Genomic DNA, 19317 nt, shown 5'->3' with positions numbered 1-19317 from the left:
TCAGCATCAGCATCAGCATCAAGGATTGCAAACCACTTAGGCTATTTGGTCAATGCCTCCGATTCCAGCTGCCGCAGACGCCGCCCGTCCGGCAACATGATCTCAACGGTCGTCTCGGAGACCCGCCGCTCAGGCTGGACCGCCTGTTGCTGCGCCTTGCGCGCTTCAACCCTGCGCTCGATCACGCTGGGGTAGCGAGACGCCAACAGGCCAAGCGCAGCAACAAACAGGACCACCCACACTATCGCACCGGCATCACCCTGAGCGCGACGCCTCTTCATCCTTGAACCACCGTGCAAATCACTGCAAAACGCCCCCTGTCAACGATCCTTGAACTGCGCTTCACGCTTGGCAATGAAAGCGGCCATGCCCTCTTTCTGATCTTCGGTCGAGAACGCCGCATGAAACACTCGCCGCTCGAACCGCACACCTTCGCTGAGCGTGACCTCGAACGCGCGGTTGACGCTCTCCTTGACCATCATGCTCACCGGAATGGACTTGGCAGCGATGGTGGCGGCCACGTTCAGCGCCTCCTGCAACAGCTCGTCCTGCGGCACGACACGCGCCACCAGCCCTGAGCGCTCCGCTTCCTCAGCACCCATCAGGCGACCGGTCAGGCACAACTCCATGGCTTTGGCCTTACCCACCGCACGGGTCAAGCGCTGCGTTCCACCCATGCCCGGCAACACCCCCAGGTTGATTTCCGGCTGACCGAACTTGGCATTGTCACCCGCCAGAATGAAGTCGCACATCATCGCCAGTTCACAACCACCGCCCAGCGCAAACCCCGACACTGCGGCGATGATCGGCTTGCGCCGATTGGCAATGCGGTCGGCATCGCTGAACAGGTCGTCCACGTAGATTTGCGGGTATTTGAGCTCAGCCATTTCCTTGATGTCTGCGCCAGCTGCAAACGCCTTCGCCGAACCTGTGAGCACCACGCAGCCAATGCCAGGGTCGCGCTCAAGCTGATCCAAGGCCTGGTTCAGTTCGTTGACGATCTGCGCGTTCAAGGCGTTGAGCGCCTGCGGGCGATTGAGCGTGATCAGGCCAACCTTGCCATGAATGTCCAACAGGATGGTTTCGAATGCCATGTGGTCTGCTCCTTCAAAGATTGCGCGCAATGACCATGCGCTGAATATCGCTGGTGCCTTCGTAAATCTGGCAAACCCGCACGTCACGATAGATGCGCTCCAGCGGGAAGTCGCTCAGATAGCCATAACCGCCCAGGGTCTGCAAGGCATGTGAGCAAACCTTCTCGGCCATTTCCGAGGCAAAGAGCTTGGCCATGGACGCTTCCATCAGCGCAGGCTGCCCCGCATCGCGCAAGGCGGCAGCGTGCAACACCATCTGCCGGGCGACGGCGACCTGGGTTGCCATGTCCGCCAACCGGAAAGCCACGGCCTGATGCTCGATCAGCGGTTTGCCGAAACTCTGCCGCTCCTTGGCATAGTCACGGGCCACTTCGAACGCGGCGCGCGCCATGCCTACGGACTGCGCCGCGATGCCGATGCGTCCGCCCTCGAGATTGGCCAAGGCAATCTTGTAGCCTTCACCCTCCTCACCCAGTCGGTTGGCCACAGGCACGCGCACGTTCTCGAACACGATCTGACAGGTGTCGGACGCATGCTGGCCGAGCTTGTCCTCGACGCGGGCCACCTGATACCCCGGTGCGTCGGTCGGCACGATGAACGCGCTGATGCCGCGCTTGCCTGCCTGCGGATCCGTCACGGCGAACACGATCACCACCCCGGCATTCTGGCCGGAGGTGATGAACTGTTTGCTGCCACTGAGCACGTAGTCGTCGCCCTCGCGGCGCGCACGGGTTTTCAGGCTGCTGGCATCGGAGCCTGCCTGAGGCTCTGTCAGGGCGAACGCCCCAAGCATGGCGCCGGTTGCCAGCGGCGTCAGGTACTCGCGCTTTTGCTGCTCCGAGCCAAAACGCAGAATAGGCACACACCCTACCGAGTTGTGCACGCTCATGATGGTCGAGCACGCACCATCGCCGGCAGCGATCTCCTCCAAGGCCATGGCATAGGCCACATAACCGGTGTCGCTGCCGCCCCACTGCTCAGGCACCAGCATGCCGAACAAGCCGAGCGCTGCCATTTCCTCGATGGCTTCGCGCGGAAACCGATGGTCCTTGTCCCATTGTTCGGCAAACGGTCTCAACCGTTCCTGTGCAAAGCTGCGCACAGCATCGGCGATTTGTTGTTGTTCCTCATTGACCAGCATGGTTCACCTCACTCCAGGCATTCGACAGCCATGGCCGTGGCTTCACCACCGCCAATGCAGATGGCCGCCACCCCGCGACGCAGGTTGTTCTGGCGCAGGGCATGCAACAGGGTGACCAGAATGCGCGCCCCTGAGGCGCCGATCGGGTGGCCCAAGGCGCAAGCGCCGCCATGAATGTTGACCTTATCGTAGGGCAGGTCCAGATGCTTCATGGCTGCCAGGGTCACAACCGCGAACGCTTCGTTGATTTCGAACAGGTCGACATCGCTCAGCGCCCATCCCGTACGCTTGATCAGCTTGTCGATGGCCCCAATAGGCGCGGTCGGAAACAGGGCCGGGGCATCGGCGAAGGCCGCATGGCCGTGGATGATCGCCATCGGCTTCAGGCCTCGCTTGTGCGCCTCGGAGCGACGCATCAGCACCAGCGCTGCCGCACCATCGGAAATGGAGCTGGCGTTGGCAGCCGTTACCGTACCGCCGTCTCGAAACGCCGGGCGCAATTGGGCGATCTTGTCCAGGCGTGCCTTGGGCGGCTGCTCATCGTCTTTGACCAGACGGCGTTGCTTGCCTTGCGTCACCTCTACCGGCACGATTTCATCCGCAAAGCGGCCACTGAGGATGGCCTGTTGGGCACGGGTAAGCGATGCGATGGCGAAATCGTCCTGGTCTTTACGGCTGAAACCATTGGCCTGGGCACAGTCCTCGGCAAACGTGCCCATCAAGCGACCCTTGTCATAGGCGTCCTCAAGACCATCCATGAACATGTGATCGATCACCTTGCCATGGCCCATGCGGTAACCGCCGCGGGCCTTGTCCAGTAGATAGGGGGCGTTGCTCATGCTCTCCATGCCGCCGGCGACCACCATGTCGGCGGTGCCTGCCGCCAGCAGGTCATGGGCGAGCATGGCGGCCTGCATGCCGGACCCACACATCTTGTTGAGCGTGGTACAGGTGGTGTGCTTGCCCAGGCCAGCACCCAGTGCAGCCTGACGCGCCGGCGCCTGGCCAAGGCCAGCCGGCAACACGCAGCCGAACAGCACCTGATCGACGCTGTGCGCCTCCACGCCCGCGCGCTCAATCGCGGCGCCAATGGCCGCGCTGCCCAACTGCACGGCAGAGAGACTGCTAAGCTCGCCTTGTAATCCACCCATCGGGGTTCGGACTGCGCTGACGATGACGATGGGATCTTCGCGGGTGTTCATGGGTGTAATCCTCACTTGGCTGCCATGCGCAAGGCACCGTCCAGACGGATGACCTCACCATTGAGCATGCTGTTCTCGATGATGTGGCGCGCCAGCGCCGCGTATTCCTCTGGACGCCCAAGCCGCGGAGGAAAAGGCACACCCGCTGCGAGCGAGTCACGAACCTCGGGCGTCATCCCGGCCATCATCGGCGTTTCGAAAATGCCTGGCGCGATTGTCATTACACGAATACCGTAACGCGCCAGCTCGCGCGCGGCGGGCAACGTCATGCTGGCAATGGCCCCTTTGGACGCTGCATAGGCACATTGCCCGATCTGGCCGTCGTAGGCCGCGACGGAGGCCGTGTTGATGATCACGCCCCGCTCGCCTGCGTCGTCCGCCCCTCCCTCGGCCATGGCCTGGGCACATAACCTCAGCAGGTTGAAGCTGCCCACCAGGTTGACATTGATGACGTGGGCAAAACTGCTCAGACGGTGCGGGCCTTGCTTCCCCACTACCTTTTCAGCGCCCACGATGCCTGCGCAGTTCACCAGACCGTGCAGGCTACCGAACGCTGCCAGTGCCGCCGATACGGCCGCCTGCGCAGCGGCTTCGTCACTGATGTCGGCCACGCTGAAGCGCGCGCGCTCGCCCAGCTCGTGGGCTTTGGCTTGCACGGCGTCGCCGTTGAGGTCCACGAGCATGACCGAAGCGCCTGCCTCGATCAGCATGTGCGCGGTAGCGGCGCCCAGACCGGAGGCTGCGCCGCTGACGATGAAGTGTTTGTTGGCTATTTGCATGATCGGTTTCCTCTCAAACGCCGGCCGTGGTGGCGAGCTGCGCGTGTTGTCGAGCTACTTCCTGATTGCGCAGGATGAAGCGTTGCAGCTTGCCGCTGGGTGTCTTCGGCAACTCGCTGACGAACTCGACTTCTCTGGGGTAGGCATGGGCGTAGAGGCGCTGGCGGACATGCTGGCGCAATTGCTCTTCAAGTTCGGCGCTGGGGCCGTAACCCGTGGCCAGCACCACGAATGCCTTGATCACCTCGGTGCGTTCAGGATCAGGCTTGCCGACCACTGCCGCTTCGATGACGGCCGGGTGCTCAATCAGTGCGCTCTCCACATCGAAGGGCCCAACCCGATACCCGGACGTGGTGATTACATCATCGCTGCGCCCGACGAAGCTGATGCTGCCATCGGGGTTCAGTTCGACGGTGTCGCCGCTCAGGTAGTACTTGCCAACGAAGGCCTTGGTTGGCAACCCGTGGTAACCGGCGAACCAGCACAGGGGCGATCGTTCGCGATCCACCGCCAGGATACCCGGCTGACCGGCGGGCAGTTCGCGTCCCTGCTCATCGAGTACGACAATGCGATGCCCCGGTATGGCAAAACCTGCAGATCCCACGTGCACCGGGTGGGCCAGGCCGTGATGGTTACACAGCACCATGCCTAGCTCCGTCTGCCCATAGTGGTCATGAATGGTTACCCCGGCATGCTCGGCGAACCAGCGGATCACTTCAGGGTTCAACGGCTCTCCTGCACTGCTCACCACGCGCAGGCGTCCTTTGACTGGGGTGCTGAACTGATCACCGGCTGCAATGAGCAGGCGAAAGGCCGTTGGCGAGCCGGCCAGGTTGTTGATGCCCAGCTGGGTAATGACCTTCGTGCAGCTGTCGACACTAAAGGGGCCGTTGTAGAAGGTGGTCGCCTGCCCGAGTGAAAGCGGCCCGGTCACTGCGTAATAAAGTCCGTAGGCCCAGCCTGGGTCCGCCAGGTTCCAAAACCTATCCTCTGGGCGCAGATCGATGGCATCACGCATGTAGCCTTGGAACGTCACGATGGCCCGTAGCGGGACCTCGAGGGGTTTGGCAGGGCCGGTGGTTCCGGATGTGAACATCAGCAGGAAGGGATCGTCACCTGTGAGCATGACCGGTTCACATTCAGGCGAGGCGTTTTCAAGGCACCCCTGGAAGTCCAGCTCGCCGTCACGGGCATCGACCGTTATCGTGAGCGGGCAGCCGTTGACGTCATCGAGCTTTATCCGGTTGCTGCGGTCAGTCACCACGACACGGGCATGCGACTGGTGCAGTCGATGTTCGATGGCAGCAGGCCCGAAGGCGGTAAACAACGGCTGATAAACGGCACCCAGACGCCAGGTGGCTAGAATGGTGATCAACAGTTGCGGGGTGCGCGGCAACAGCCCCGCTACACGGTCGCCCGCACTCACCCCGTGGGCGCGCAAGACACTGGCAAAGCGGGTGGCCAGTGCCTGCAGGTTGTCGAAACTCATCTGTTCGCAGTTGCCTTCGCTGTCCAGCCAGTTCAGGGCCAGCTTGTCGAAGCCAGTGTGGCGATCACAACATTCGACACAGGCGTTGAGGGCCTGCAGTTCGCCCTGCAGGGCAGCCTGCGCGGCCCCAAGGTAATGGAACGAGCGAACGGCCTCGGCGTAATCACGCATCGTCAGACTCCTGCTTTTTATTGTTGGAGTGCACTGTCAAGTTAGGACGATGTTCGCGCCGCTCAGGGGTAACCACAATGGCCAAACCATTCATTGTGAATGATCGGTTTGGCCACAACGGCGGTTAAGACAATCCGCGTTCGCGACCTATAAGAAACTGCCGAGTCAGTTCGAACACCAGCGACTGGTCCTGAGTGGCTTGTTCGGTGTCCAGGCTGTCTAGCAGAAGCTGATAATCGATGGCATCCAACGTTGATTGTCGCAAGGCCAATGCCGATCGACGTGCGGCGAACTGAGCGTGCAGCGCCTCGAACACCTCGGTATGCCGCTCATGGATATAATTCGCCCAGAACACACGTTGGGACAGGCTCATCGACAGCGCATCAGGGGTCATCGCTGCGATCACCTCACGGTAGGCGTTCTCAAGCTGAGTGCTGGTCAGCTCGGCAGCATCGGCGTAGAGCATGCTATGGGGCTGACACGGCAGGTTCAGGCGAGCCCGCAACCTCACACGGTAAGCCAGGCTGACGGCAGCCTGATCCACCCTCTCCAGCGCTGCGAGGCGCTGCAACACATCTCGCCTGGCGACCTGCTCAAGCCGGTCCAGACGAAACAGTTGCTGCCCGATACCCAATAGCTCATTACCGCGCTCCGGCGCGACGTTGTGCTCAGACCTATCGATAAGTGCTCTGACTTGAAGCTCACTGAACCGATCAGCAACGGTGTTCATGCAGGTTAACGGCAGGCGAGCCAGACTATGGATTCTCTGGCGCAGCTGCTCGTTTGCGTCAACTGCTTCGAGTAATGCCCACACTCGCTCCGCCAGCTGGAACGGTGCAGTGTCGTAGTCGCCGGTATCCCCGAGAAGCCCCAGCAACCGTACCAGACCATCGCTGCCCGGATCAGCCACCAAGCGTGACCAAAGCGCCTGACGGCTGACGCGCAAATGCGGATCGCCTGCATCGAGCCATAGATCACGGGTCACCTGCCGGTCGATTACGCGCCGCGGCTCGGGAAGATGGAAATGCTCGGCGATCGAATCAAGGGCAAACAGCCGCTGCATCTCGACACTGCTCAACCGGTTTCGCTCCACCATGAAACCCATTCGGCGGGCATGTGGCAGCTGTACAATTTCCGCTGGCACAACGTGCAAGAGGTTGTCACGCAGGTCGGCGCGTTCCAAGGTGCTGCACAACTCCAACCCCGAGGGCCACGCACCCAACCTGCAGCGACGCAAGTTCAATTCGACAAGGCGCGTCAACTGGTTATAGCGCATCTCGAATGCCCCCAGCGGGTTGTAGCTCAGATCCAGGTGAGTCAACTGCGGCAGGCGGGTCAATGCGTTCAAGGCCTGATCGTTCAGCCGAATGTTGTTGCGTGCCAGGCGCAGGGTGCGCAAATCGACCAGGTAGGCGACTTCTGTAGGCACGCCGAGCAGGCCGGTGCTGCTCAGGTTCAGCTCTCTTAAGCGGGTGAAGCTTGAAAGGAACCCAGTAGGCATATGCGTGATCGGCACATCACGGATGACCAATGAGCGTGTCAGCTCGAACTCGATATGGGCAGGCAGTTCGGGGAGACTGCCGACATTCAGGTTGATAATGCTCAGCCGTTGACCAGCCGTCTCATCGCCCAGAGGTTCGCCCATCTGTCGCCAGGCGCGGCGGATCTGATCGGCGACCTGTCGACGAGCCCGCTGACGGGCCGGATTGGACTCAAAGCCTGTCCAGCGGCTCAGGTGTCTTTCAAGGTCAGCATGGTCCTCTTCCAGTTCCAGCAAGGCGTCATAGGCAGTATGTGGGCCTGTAAGCAAACGCGCCAAACGGTTGTCGATCGCACTGTCGTCCAGGCCAGGGTACAGGTTGCGCAAACGGCTTCGCAGCAGGCTGTCGGGGTTACGTCGTCGAGCCGGGCTACCACTGAGTGGGTAGCCTATGCGACCGTCGGGCATACGACGGCCTGGATTGAACCAACGATCCTGTCGAGGCCAGCCCAGCAGTTGCTCGACTTCGGCGTGCGTTTCAGGCAACTGCTCAATCAGGCGATCACGCAAGGTCGAGGCAGCGTGATCGCCATCCAGATCAAGCGCAGTACGCTGGGAAGGCTCCAGCAATGCGAGCAGCGTCTGGTAGAAGTCGTTCGACTCATCGACCACGGCTCCATAGCCTGCTTCTGGCTCTTCGATCGCCCGGAAACGCCCCTCCTTGTGAACGATCTTGACCAGATTGGCGCCCGGCAGCTGATTACCTACCGCCGCAATCCGGCGCGCACCCGGGCCGTCTGTCCAGAGCTCGATGTGACGGGCCGGCCATGCATCCAATCGCTGCAGCAGGGCCAACGCGAGTTCGCCCGCTTCATCGCAGTAAGCGTTAGGGAGGTACACACCGCACATGGCCCGGGTCAACCTGGCAACACGCAGCAACGAAGCACCCTGGCGTAGGCAACGCAACGGCAGTTTTCCCATGCTCAGAGCAAGATCGCGCTCGGTTCGCCCTACGTCCGCGGCCAACGCTTGAACGTAACGCTCGGGCAAACCCGGCATGCCTGTTCTGATGACGGCCGACAACGGGTCATCGACCGCTGGCACCTGGCACAGGTGCTGGAACATTAGCCCACGTAAGCGATCTGCATGCTCAAGTAGGTTTTCCTGCAGCTGCACAAGGCTACCGCTACCGGTTTGTTCCAGGCACCACTGCACCAACGCGCTTTCATCTCGCGGGCTCGCACCGTGTTGAAGGGCGGTAAAAAACCTGCTGACACGCGCATTGGCTTCGAAACGCTCCAGGCTGTCACACAAACTGGCTGGAATGTCCCGCGCCTCCACCAGTAACCCGCGAAGTGCCGCGACATCCATTCCGGCGGCCTGCATCACCCTGCTGGCCTGCTGATGAGTGAGCGATCTAGGCTGAGGCCAAAGCTGTTCAAGCATGAGATCAGGCTGATCCATTTCCACTGCTCGACCAGCGTTCAACTGCCAGCTTCGCTCGCCGAAGTGCTCCAGAACTGGCCCAAAGCCTGCCGGACGCCGAGCATGACGCAAGCGCCATGGCTCATTTGGATCAGGGCGATGCGCCTGGAAATAACGTTTGCCACTACGGAAAAAGGCTCGCCCCCAGTCTCTGTACAGACCGTCGCTGTGCAATTGCGGGTCCTCCGGCAAGCTGGCATAGACCTTGAGGTCGTTGGCCCATAGCCGCGATTTCCCATCGACCCCGCGCACGGGTTCCAGCCCTTCTACGAAATCAGTGGCCGCATAGCCTCTGGCCAGAATATTGGCTCCGGCGCCGACAACCGCAGTCACCGCCAACGTCTCGGCCACGCCAAGCATCTGCTCCAGAGCCTCGTGCTGATGACCGTGATACCAATCAGTTGCACCCTCGAAGACTTCCGAAAGCGTTTGCACCACCAACTGCCCAAGCAGCATAGCGCCCACCACAGGTATGAAAAGCCCGGCCAGGTTGACCAGATTCCAGCCCAACGAGCGCCACTGCTTGCGTCGCGCTTCAGAGGCGTCTCGGTCCACCTGTGCGGTGGGTACCAACAGCAGACGGGCGTCGTCTTTGATTCGCTGAACCTGTTGGTCGACCAGCCTGGAGAAGATATCCTCAGGTCCCGTGACGCCTTCAAGGGAAAGGTCAGACACGGCGTCGCTCAAGCGCTTGCTCAATGTATCGAGGAAGCGTGCGCGCTCTTCCACAGACACCAACTGACTGAAGTAAGCCCGGTAATCCTCCTTCTGCAGAGCGGCCGCGAGCACGGTGTTCATTTCCTGAATGGACGTGAAATGGCGCAATGCCTGGCCAGGATCGCTGGGTCTGTAGAGTACGATCCCTCGATCCACACCTTGCCGATCGCGCAACTGGACGACTACGACATCGCTCAGGGTATGCCCCAGCATGCTCAGCATACCCGGATAGGCACCCAGCTCAGCGTGAGAGGCCTCATCGTTTGCCAAGCCCGCCAACGCAATCTGCTGTCTTGCCGTTAAATCACCGCGCAGCGCCGCCACTTCGGTGGCCAACGCAAACGCCGCTCGCTTGTCTGCAATCAGCGCTTGGCAGGTGTCATCGGTGAATACCTGCGACAAGAGCTTCTGGTAACGCCCGCCCGCATCCAGGTCCCGGCACGCTTGCACCAGTGCATCCGTGCCCGCAGTGAGCAGGGCGTCTTCACCTGTACTCACCAAACCGGTGCCCAGATAGAAGCTGGCCTGCTCGTTAAAATTCTGCATCAGGCGCAAGACGGCAGGCTCTCTCACCTCGATGACCTCATCGACAGGCAGGACCATGCCATGCGGGACCTTGAAATTGCGCCGTATCTCCCGCCACTGCAGCGCATCCAGGCCCGGACTGCCCGGCAAGTGTGCAACCAGCCTCTGCATATGCAGCTCAGCGAAGCTTTGCAGTGGAATCAACCGCCGAGTAAAGGCGCGCACACGCTCCTGGCTGCCCTGGTGGGCCTTGAAGCGATCACGCAGGCGGTTGAGTTGAGCGGGAGAACCCCGCTTGAGCCACTCAGGTAGGCGCGCGGCTATGAAGTCATGTGTAGCGCTGGCGACCTTTGCAGAGGAGGGATTCGGGCCGGGAGCGGTCGTGAGAGAAGCTGTCATCGTGTAGTCCTGTCGATGCTCATTCAACCTCGACTGTGTGATGGGCGCTCAGCGACTGGCACACGGAAACCCCACCTAACCGACCTTCCCTGCACCCAGGGCCAACGTTCGATAGTGACCCGGATTGCAACCAAACCACTTGCGGAAGGCCTTGTAGAACGAACTGCTGTCGGCGAAGCCCAGACGCGCTGCAATTTCCAGCATCCCCACCTGCTCTTGAGCCAGCCAGCTGATAGCCAATTGACGCCGCACGCTGTCCTTGAGGGCCTGATAGCTATGCCCCTCCTCTGCCAACCTGCGCCGTAGCGTGGAGGCCGACAGGCATAACTGGCGGGCAAGTTCATTCGCATCGGGCCACGACGCTGGGTCGCGCTCGCTCAGATCGCGTCGAATGCGTCGAGCGAGGCTGTCAGGGTCCCGATACTTGACCAGGATATTGGCCGGCGCCTGGGCCAGAAAACGGTGCAGCTCATCGTCGCTGCGCCGGATGGGCTGATCGAAGCAGTCGGCTGCCAGGATCATGCGGGTGCGCGGGCGCGAGAACTGCAGGTTTTCCGAGAACATGACACGGTAGTCATCGCAGAACGCAGGTTCGGTGCAGCGCAACTCGATGGCCAGGATCGGGATGCGACGCCCTGCCAGCCAGCACGCTACACCATGGACGATCATCCAGAATGTGAAGTAAGTGAATGCTCGTCGAGGCTCATCACAGGGCTCGACGATGACGATCTCGGCCAGGCTTTGCTGCCGAATCAAGTGGGGCTGTAGATGATCCAGGGTCAACGACAGGAAAGCCAGTGCGGTTTCGATACCTGCTCCGATCGTCGGTTGTCCCCTGCTGGCACGGCAGAGAAATGCCAAGCTGCCGCTGCGTAGCCCGCGCGGGTCCATGGCAAAGAACTCATCGTTGCAGCGCCGCGCCAGCAGGCGCCAGAGGCGTGCGTAAGCAGTTGCCGGCACGCGCGCACCTGGCATCGTGAGCAGATGCGGCTCGATACCTGCCTTGCGCAGCACCAGAGGCGCGTCGCCTGCTTGATGACAAGCCTGCAACAACGCCTCGCGTACCAGTTCGATGGAGATAGTGTCCTTGTCGCTCATTGACGGCCCAGTTTGCTCGAATGCAGCCATCTTAGGACCACAGCGCCAAAAGGCTAGCATTTGATCACCACAGGCCCAATCACCCTGGTAAGGCTTCACCCTCCCGGGCCAGTGCTTGGCGTGTGAGTTCGAGCGCCTTGGCCTTTACCGCCTCATCACACGCCTTGGCGATTGCCCTGGCCTGGGTATCGTACTGGGCATCTGTCAGACTCTCACGCCCTGCATAGAGCGCCTCCATCTGCTGCACGAACGGCTCGCATAGAACGTCAAAGGCTGAGCGGTACTGGCGTTGCAGGTGATCGAACCAAAAGCCACGCTCACTGATGTCCACGGCCAGATCATCGCTGGCCTCGGCTGCGCGAACCGCTGCTTCGGCTGCGTTCAGGTGCTCTTCCGTGACCCCTGCAATCGTCCTGAACTGCATGGTGGTTGCCTGACCTGGCAACTCCAGCGTCCGCGCCAGCCCCACCCTGTAGGCAAGGCTGACTTCGATCTGATCCACCTCCTCGCCACGGGTTTCGCGACTACTCATGTCTTGGCGGGCGTAGGCCTCCACTTGGTCCAGGCGGAAGAAACGTCGCGCCAGACTCAACAGTTCGCCTTCTGCGTGTTCTCCAGCGGCCGCCTCGACCGACGCACTCAGTAACCTGATCTCAAGCAAGCCGAAACTGGATATGACACTGTCCACGCACGTACGAGGTTCACTGGCCAAGGCAAAAGTTTGTTCGCGCAGTGCGGTGTTACTCTCGATTCTGTCTAGCATTGCCCAGACCCTGGCCTCCAGATCGTCCCTGGCCAGACGAAAATCACTGGTGTCAGTGAGTTCACCTATGAGCGTGAAGAAATCGCCACTGCCAGACTCATCCACCAGACGGTTCCACTGGGCGGTACGAGCGTCCTGTTGTGCTGGGCTCAAGCGCTCGACCCAACGGCTGAGATGAAACGCGTCACCGTCGGCACTGACCTCGCTTTCGGAGGTGCGACTGGCATCGATCCACAAGTCGCGGTAAAGGGCAGGCAGAGGGTTGCCCGTCAATGCCAATCTGCTTCGCCAATGGTTTCGCTGAGCCCGCAAGGGCAAGGGCAGCTCGCCGATATGGTTGTCACGCAGGTCTACATACTCCAGCGAAACCGCTCGCTCCAGATGGACCGGGACTTGCGTCAACCCCACTCTACGAAGCCCCAGCTGACGCAGGCGAGGTAATCGGTCCATGGCAATCGTGAAATGGCCGATACTGTTGTCGCTCAGGTCAAGCACACTCAGCCTCGGCATGCCCGCAAGCACTTCTAAACCAGCATCGTCCAGATGCAGGCTATTGCGCGAAATCGTCAGCTCCTGTAGCTCACGCAACTGCGAAAGCCCAGAGGGGAGCCGGGTCAGGGCGTTGTTGTCCAGGTTCAGCGTCGTAATGCCATGAAAGGGCCTGAGAAAGCGTTCGGGCACTTCACCCAGCCGCATGTTGGCCAACACGACCTCGCTGACATGGCCGAAACCCTCCACCGCGCTCAAGTCGGGCAGCTCGCCAGCACCAATATCCGATAGCGATAGCAGCATACCTGGGTCCCCATTGGTCTGCCGCCTACCTGCGTGCCCCTGAAAGCGCCAGCAGCGCCTTAGCTGGTCGCTGACTCTACGTCGCAGCGCTACATTGGCCGCATCGGCAGGCAGTGCAGTCCATTGCTCAAGGGTCAGGTCCAGGCGCGAGTATTGACCCTCAAGCTCCAGCAAATGGGTGAAAGGCGAACCGGGCTGCTCCTCAAGCACTTGAAGATAGAGTTCGAGTTGTTGTGCGCTGAAACCTGGATACAGGCTGCGCACGCGATCCTGAAGCGTCCGCTCGGCCAGGTGGTTGACGCTGCCGCGACCACTTAGCAAGTAGCCATAGCGATGATCAGGCAGGCGGGCGGGTGGGCGAAAGGTCGGCTGGCTCACCTGCATGCCCATCAGTTCCTGCACAGCCCTTCTTTGTGCCGGAATGCGCGCTTGCAAGCCTTCCCGCAGCGCTTTCACACCATCGGTTGTTGACCACCCCAAGCGACTACGCTGGTCTTCAGGCAGAAGCTGCCAAAGCCTCTCAAGCAAACCGCAGGCGCCAGGCACGTCTTGTGGAACGGGTTTGCCCCCCTCATAGACCGACATCTGCCCATGCTCCCACACCAGTACCTTCACACTGGCGGGATCCGTCACCGGGTACAGCTGTGCCAATACGCGCCCTGTGGGTGACGCTTCGCGAACCTGGACATTGTGGGCCATGGGCCATGCAGGTTCTTTTCGCAAGAGTCCGAAGACCAGCGACGCCAGGTCAGGGTGATAGGCATTTTCAAGGTACAGGCCCTGTAATGCGCGACAGGCGCGGGCCTCCTGTAATGCCAGGCGCGCCTTCTCGGCAAGCCCCAGATCAAGACGGCCCTGCGCGAGCAATCGCTCACACTGCTCGGCAGTGCCATTGGCTATTACCCCTTCAGCGTAAGCATCGGGTAACCCTGGAAAATCACGTTGGATTGCCGCCGCTTCGGGACTAATGGCAAGCCTGTGCGTCAAGTGGCTCATCAGGCCCTCACGCAAGCGAGACGCCTGCGCGAGGATCGACGCAGATACGGAGGCAGGTGCGCGCTGTTGCTCGGTCAGCTGATCGAGGCACCATTGCAACAGAGAGGGATCGTTCTTGCCCTGGTGGCTCGCGAATGTGGCGAAGAAGTCTTCGATGCGCTTATCGGCTTCAAACCGTTCCAATGTGTCGCGCAGACGTACCGGCAACGCCCTCTGCTCAGCGACCGCCCGGCGCAACTGAGCCTGGTCCACGTCGGCGACCTTGAGTATCTGAGTCACACGTCCCGAATCCAGGTCGCCAGTCACGGGCCAGAGATGACTCAACAAGGCTCGCTCGCCACTCCACAATTGCGGTCGCTGCCAGTTCAGCCGCCAGCCATGCTCACCGTTCCAGTCCAACGCCGGCCCGAAGCCCGTCTTGCCATCGTTGCGCACTAGGCGCCAGGGGGATGACGCAGTCTTTCTGCTGACGGCGTAATAAGCGCCTTCATGAACCCACCAGTGCCTGTCGCCGTGCTGGAACAGACCATTCTGGCCTCGTACGGCATTGTGAGGCACGCCAACTGCTCGATAGCGCCTCAAGTCTTCAGCCCACAGCCGAGGCGATGCATTATCCAGTTCGACTGGCACCATCTCGTCAACGAAGGCGCTGCGCATGAAGCCGCGTGCAACCGCCGCGCCACCTGCCGCCGTCAGTGCGGTAACTGCAACCGTTTCGGCCACACCCAGTACATGCTCCAACGCTTCGTGCTGATGGCCCCGCGACCAGTCATACACCGCTACGCCAATTTCACCCAGCACGTCGACTACGGTCGCGGCCAACATCATCGCGCCCAGCTCCGGGACGAACAACGCTGCCATCTGTGCCAGGTTCATTCCCACCTGTTCAAGCGTCTGCAGCCGTTGAAGCCTTTGCAGCCTATCTACCTCTTCGACGGGCACCAGAAGAAACAGGGCGTCCGCTTTGATGCGGGCCACTTGCAGCCCAGCCAGCTCGGCAAACAGCGATGCGCCGGCGGTTTTGCCGGTCACTTCAAGATCAGGGGCTGCATCACTCAGACGCTTTTTCAGCACTGTCTGAAACGCTGCCCGGGCATCGGCCGCCACTAGCCTCAATAGATCGAAGGCATGCGCTGGCGTTTTGAACAGGTTCACCATGTGGGCCTTCAAACTGTCCAGATCGTCAAACTTCTTCAAAGGCCCATGGGGCAGGTAGAGCACCACCCCTGCACCCGGACTGGCCAGGCCGCTGGCCCCGCCGTCGGACAGTTCGATCACCAGCGCCCCGATCAGTGCATGTCCGAGCACATGAAGGTGCTTGACCACGACTGCCAGTTGCTTCGGATCAGGCGCCACCACCTTGTCAAAGGTTTGCCCCAGGGCAGCGGCATCTACTTCGCTGATGTCGCCTCGCAGCCCGGCAACGTCAACGGCCAACGCAAGGCGCGCGCTGGCCCTGGGCGAGCAGCGTGCATGCGGCGTCGTCAAAGAAGCTTTTGAGGTAGTCCTGATAGCGCTTGCCCGTGTCCACTAAGCGGCAGGCAGTGGCCAGGCTCGCACTGTTCACCAGCAGTGGCGCGGTCAAAGACATGCCATGAGCCCCGGAGATGATGCCGCTGCGGGCGTCGAAGCTCGATCCGGAGGGAAAATTCTGCATCAGGTGAGCCATGACAGGGTGAAACGTGTAGTGATGACGTAGCGTCTCGCCCCCAAGCACGCTGTAGCTGTCCCAGCGCTCTCGCCAGAGCGCATGCGTCAGATCCACCTGCACGCCCAGCTTCTGCTCTATCGTGGCAGTCAGCATCTGCTCTGCGTACCACTTCGGCGAGACCATGCCTTTGAACAGTGACGCCAGGCGCTGCTCGATACGGCGGTTTTCTTCAGCGTGCATGCGCAGGGCTTGTATCTGCCCTAAAGAAGCGGCACGCAGCCACTCAGGCATGTGCTGTGCGATGAATCTGTCGGTATGGTTCGAAGGCGTAGTGAGGACGGCCATGCTAGGCTCCAGGTTAAGGGTTGCCGCGCACCTTTACCGAACCTTGCGAATCAATACAGAGGGAACTCGATCACCTCACACAGCCGCATTGCCCTTCTGCGAGGCAGGATGCCAAGGGGCAGACCTGGCAGCCAACCCCTTTACCTCCAAAGCCAGTACCTGGTTGGCGACTATCGCGGTAGCTGCACCTGAGGCTTGCTCGAAGCAAAGATCGCCCAACTGGAGATGAACAGCGCGGCGATCAGCGGGCCGATGACGAAACCGTTGAGGCCGAACACCGACAGGCCGCCCAGAGTCGATACCAGGATCAAATAGTCGGGCATGCGGGTGTCCTTGCCGACCAGGATAGGCCTAAGCACGTTGTCTACGAGGCCGATCACCAGCACGCCGAATGCGGTCAGGATCACGCCTTGCAGGATTGCGCCGGTCATCAGGAAGTAGATCGCCACCGGCCCCCAGACGATGCCTGCGCCAACGGCAGGCAGCAGCGAAAGGAAAGCCATCATCACCGCCCAGACCAGCGCGCTGGGGATCCCCAGGATCCAGAAAATCAAGCCGCCCAGCGCGCCTTGGGTGATGGCCACCAGCACGTTGCCCTTGACCGTGGCGCGCACCACACGTTTGAACTTCAACTGCAGGCGACGCTTCTGGTGTTCAGGCAGCGGCACGGCCATGCGCACCTTGCGCACGACCTCGGCGCCCTCGCGCAGAAAGAAGAACAGCAGGTACATCATGATGCCGAAGCCAACCACGAAGTCGAATGTGCCCTGGCCAAAGCTGAAAGCCTGGGTAGCCAGAACCTGGCTGCCTTGGGAGGCCCAGGTGGTGATCTTGTCACGCAAGGCTTCCAGGTTGCCCATGCCCAGGTTATCCAGCGCGTTCTGGGCGAACGTTGGCAGCATGTCCTTGCCCCGCTCGACATAACCTGCGATGTCCAGCTGGCCGCTCTGGATGCGTTGATACAGCGTTGCCCCCTCCTGCACCAGCAGACCGCTGATGATGATCACCGGCAGTACCGCCACCAGTAAGCAGATGAGCGTGGTCGCGGCAGCGGCCACATTGCGTCGGCGCCCGAAGCGCATGAGCAGGTTGCGTTGCAACGGCGCGAACAGGATGCCAAGGATTACCGCCCAGAAGATTGCGCCGTAGTAAGGCAGCAAGATCCAGACGAAGGCAATGGTGACCAGTGCCAGGAGCACCGCCAGCGCCTTGTTCTGCAAAGCAGTTTCGTTCATTTCCGGTCCTCGGATGGGTTCTGGGGTATTAGTGCGTGGTGCTGGGGTAAAAGTGCCACCTGCCCCTTGATTCAGATCAATAAGGCCCAACCGCAAGCGGCTTAGCATCCGCGCCCTTTAACCGGTGTATTCATGAACTCCGTTGCCAAGCCCGAATTGCTGGCGCCTGCCGGCACGCTCCACACCATGCGCTACGCCTTCGCCTACGGTGCTGATGCGGTCTATGCCGGCCAGCCCCGCTACAGCCTGCGGGTGCGCAACAACGCCTTCGACCATGCCAATCTGGCGCTGGGCATCCAGGAGGCGCACGCGCTGGGCAAGCGCTTCTATGTGGTGGTCAACATCGCGCCTCACAATGCCAAGCTCAGGACCTTCCTCAAGGACCTGGCCCCTGTGATCGCCATGGCACCGGACGCGTTGATCATGTCCGACCCGGGCCTGATCATGCTGGTACGCCAGCATTACCCGCAGATGCCCGTGCACCTCTCGGTACAGGCCAACACGGTCAACTGGGCCAGCGTGCAGTTCTGGCAGCAGCAAGGCATCAGCCGCGTCATCCTCTCGCGCGAACTGTCGCTTGAAGAAATCGAAGAAATTGGCCAGCAGGTGCCTGGCATGGAGCTGGAAGTATTCGTGCATGGGGCACTGTGCATGGCCTACTCAGGCCGCTGCCTGCTGTCGGGCTACCTGAACAAGCGCGATGCCAATCAGGGCAGCTGCACCAACGCCTGTCGCTGGAAGTATGATGTTACGCCGGCAACCGAGAGCGTCACAGGCGATATCGTGCGCGAAGTGCAGCCGACCTTGGGCCAGGGTGCGCCCACCGACCAAGTGTTCCTGCTGCAGGAAAGCGAGCGTCCCGGTACCGAAATGCCCGCATTCGAGGACGAGCACGGCACCTACATCNNCGTGCACTCGCTGAAGATCGAGGGTCGCACCAAGTCGCATTTCTATTGCGCACGGGCCGTGCAGTCCTACCGAAAAGCCATCGACGATGCGGCCGATGGGCAGCCTTTCGACCGCACCTTGATGGACAACCTCGAATCCTTGGCGCAGCGGGGCTACACCGAGGGCTTTCTGCGCCGCCATGTGCACGACGAGTACCAGAACTATCAGCGGGGCAGCTCGGTTTCCGAGCGCCAGCAGTTCGTGGGTGAACTGACCGGACAGCGGGTAGACGGCTGGGCCGAGGTCAAGGTCAAGAACCGCTTTGCCCTGGGCGACCACCTGGAGCTGATGACACCGCGCGGCAATTACCACTTCGACCTGAATCAGTTGCATGACCGGCAGCAGCAGGCCATCGAAGTCGCACCCGGGGATGGCCATGTGGTGTACCTACCAGTACCTGAACAAGTGTCGTTGGCGTTCGGGCTACTAATGCGCGACCTGAACGGTGACCAGGCCGCTGGCTGACGGAACTGTAATGCGCCGGTCAGCAGGTTGAAAGCCAGGCGGGGCGACCCTGGCGCCTTGCGCGTTTGGACCAGGCCGTGCGCTATGCTGGGCGCAGGTCACACGTTTATCAGGAGCTCATCCATGCTGCGATCGAATCGGCTGGCCCTTGGCCTGCTGGCCTTCACCACCCTTGCACAGGCCACCGACACCATTGATGTCTACCGCGACCCCAACTGTGGTTGCTGCAAAGCCTGGATCAGTCATCTCAAAGACAACGGCTTCACTGTGAACGACCATGTCGAAACGAACATGAGCGCCGTCAAGCAACGCCTGGAAGTCCCGCAGCGGCATGCGTCGTGTCATACCGGCGTCATCGCTGGCAAGTTCGTCGAGGGCCATGTCCCCGCAACCCAGGTGCATGAGCTGGCTAGCCGCAGTGACCTCAAGGGCATGGCCGTTCCCGGCATGCCGGTCGGTTCGCCGGGCATGGAAATGGGCGAGCGCAAGGATGCCTATCAGGTCATCGGTATCGACACTGAAGGCAAGGCCTCGGTGGTCGC

13 protein-coding genes are annotated in these 19317 nt (G+C 61.1%); 3 read left to right on the top strand and 10 right to left on the bottom strand.

Going from position 1 to position 19317, the window contains the following annotated elements; all coding sequences use genetic code 11:
- Positions 1-287: hypothetical protein (locus B2S33_RS13855; protein WP_288650518.1), on the top strand; the 287-nt coding region annotated here is incomplete at its 5' end.
- Positions 288-320: 33 nt separating this feature from the next.
- On the opposite strand, the gene B2S33_RS13850 is transcribed toward B2S33_RS13855, so the two are convergent.
- The 10 genes from B2S33_RS13850 to B2S33_RS13805 all read right to left on the bottom strand — a co-directional run bounded on the left by B2S33_RS13850 (position 321) and on the right by B2S33_RS13805 (position 17362).
- Complete coding sequence (locus B2S33_RS13850; RefSeq protein WP_288650516.1) at positions 321-1094, bottom strand: enoyl-CoA hydratase; 774 nt, start codon at positions 1092-1094, stop codon at positions 321-323.
- Between the two features lie 13 nt (positions 1095-1107).
- Positions 1108-2235 (bottom strand): acyl-CoA dehydrogenase, encoded by a 1128-nt coding sequence (locus B2S33_RS13845; RefSeq protein WP_027914981.1) that lies wholly within the window; start codon positions 2233-2235, stop codon positions 1108-1110.
- An 8-nt stretch (positions 2236-2243) separates the two neighbouring features.
- Positions 2244-3437, bottom strand: coding sequence for an acetyl-CoA C-acyltransferase (locus B2S33_RS13840; RefSeq protein WP_028687300.1), 1194 nt, complete (start codon positions 3435-3437; stop codon positions 2244-2246).
- A gap of 11 nt (positions 3438-3448) precedes the next feature.
- Positions 3449-4216: an SDR family NAD(P)-dependent oxidoreductase gene (locus B2S33_RS13835; protein ID WP_027914983.1), complete on the bottom strand. Its 768-nt coding sequence runs from the start codon at positions 4214-4216 to the stop codon at positions 3449-3451.
- 13 nt (positions 4217-4229) lie between these two features.
- Positions 4230-5876: an AMP-binding protein gene (locus B2S33_RS13830; protein WP_288650515.1), complete on the bottom strand. Its 1647-nt coding sequence runs from the start codon at positions 5874-5876 to the stop codon at positions 4230-4232.
- Between the two features lie 124 nt (positions 5877-6000).
- Complete coding sequence (locus B2S33_RS13825) at positions 6001-10482, bottom strand: NEL-type E3 ubiquitin ligase domain-containing protein (RefSeq protein ID WP_288650513.1); 4482 nt, start codon at positions 10480-10482, stop codon at positions 6001-6003.
- Positions 10483-10557: 75 nt separating this feature from the next.
- Positions 10558-11580, bottom strand: a complete 1023-nt coding sequence (locus B2S33_RS13820; protein WP_027914986.1) for an AraC family transcriptional regulator — start codon at positions 11578-11580, stop codon at positions 10558-10560.
- Positions 11581-11659: 79 nt separating this feature from the next.
- Positions 11660-15568, bottom strand: coding sequence for an NEL-type E3 ubiquitin ligase domain-containing protein (locus B2S33_RS13815; RefSeq protein ID WP_288650512.1), 3909 nt, complete (start codon positions 15566-15568; stop codon positions 11660-11662).
- Complete coding sequence (locus tag B2S33_RS13810; protein ID WP_288650511.1) at positions 15558-16127, bottom strand: DUF6543 domain-containing protein; 570 nt, start codon at positions 16125-16127, stop codon at positions 15558-15560. Before B2S33_RS13810 ends, B2S33_RS13815 begins: the two co-directional genes overlap by 11 nt.
- Positions 16128-16297: 170 nt before the next feature.
- Entirely contained in the window at positions 16298-17362 is a 1065-nt protein-coding gene (locus B2S33_RS13805; protein ID WP_288650509.1) for an AI-2E family transporter, read from the bottom strand.
- 132 nt (positions 17363-17494) lie between these two features.
- Here B2S33_RS13805 and B2S33_RS13800 point away from each other — a divergent pair, with 132 nt between their 5' ends.
- Both B2S33_RS13800 and B2S33_RS13795 read left to right on the top strand, forming a co-directional pair.
- On the top strand, positions 17495-18775 hold the full coding sequence (locus tag B2S33_RS13800; RefSeq protein WP_288650507.1) for a peptidase U32 family protein: 1281 nt from the start codon (positions 17495-17497) through the stop codon (positions 18773-18775).
- 123 nt (positions 18776-18898) lie between these two features.
- On the top strand, positions 18899-19317 hold a 419-nt coding region (locus B2S33_RS13795), incomplete at its 3' end, for a DUF411 domain-containing protein (RefSeq protein WP_288650505.1).

The organism is Pseudomonas sp. UBA5568 (genome assembly GCF_002425525.1).
Classification (GTDB): Bacteria; Pseudomonadota; Gammaproteobacteria; order Pseudomonadales; family Pseudomonadaceae; genus Aquipseudomonas; species Aquipseudomonas fulva.
Note: the sequence above shows the minus strand (reverse complement) of the source record. Positions and strands in the feature narration are given on the sequence as shown.

What these genes read in the sequence shown, in the direction of transcription:
- B2S33_RS13850 (WP_288650516.1), bottom strand. Translation starts at nt 1,094, where the DNA reads ATGGCATTCGAAACCATCCTGTTGGACATTCATGGCAAGGTTGGCCTG.
- B2S33_RS13845 (WP_027914981.1), bottom strand. Translation starts at nt 2,235, where the DNA reads ATGCTGGTCAATGAGGAACAACAACAAATCGCCGATGCTGTGCGCAGC.
- B2S33_RS13840 (WP_028687300.1), bottom strand. Translation starts at nt 3,437, where the DNA reads ATGAACACCCGCGAAGATCCCATCGTCATCGTCAGCGCAGTCCGAACC.
- B2S33_RS13835 (WP_027914983.1), bottom strand. Translation starts at nt 4,216, where the DNA reads ATGCAAATAGCCAACAAACACTTCATCGTCAGCGGCGCAGCCTCCGGT.
- B2S33_RS13830 (WP_288650515.1), bottom strand. Translation starts at nt 5,876, where the DNA reads ATGCGTGATTACGCCGAGGCCGTTCGCTCGTTCCATTACCTTGGGGCC.
- B2S33_RS13825 (WP_288650513.1), bottom strand. Translation starts at nt 10,482, where the DNA reads ATGACAGCTTCTCTCACGACCGCTCCCGGCCCGAATCCCTCCTCTGCA.
- B2S33_RS13820 (WP_027914986.1), bottom strand. Translation starts at nt 11,580, where the DNA reads ATGAGCGACAAGGACACTATCTCCATCGAACTGGTACGCGAGGCGTTG.
- B2S33_RS13810 (WP_288650511.1), bottom strand. Translation starts at nt 16,127, where the DNA reads ATGGCCGTCCTCACTACGCCTTCGAACCATACCGACAGATTCATCGCA.
- B2S33_RS13805 (WP_288650509.1), bottom strand. Translation starts at nt 17,362, where the DNA reads ATGAACGAAACTGCTTTGCAGAACAAGGCGCTGGCGGTGCTCCTGGCA.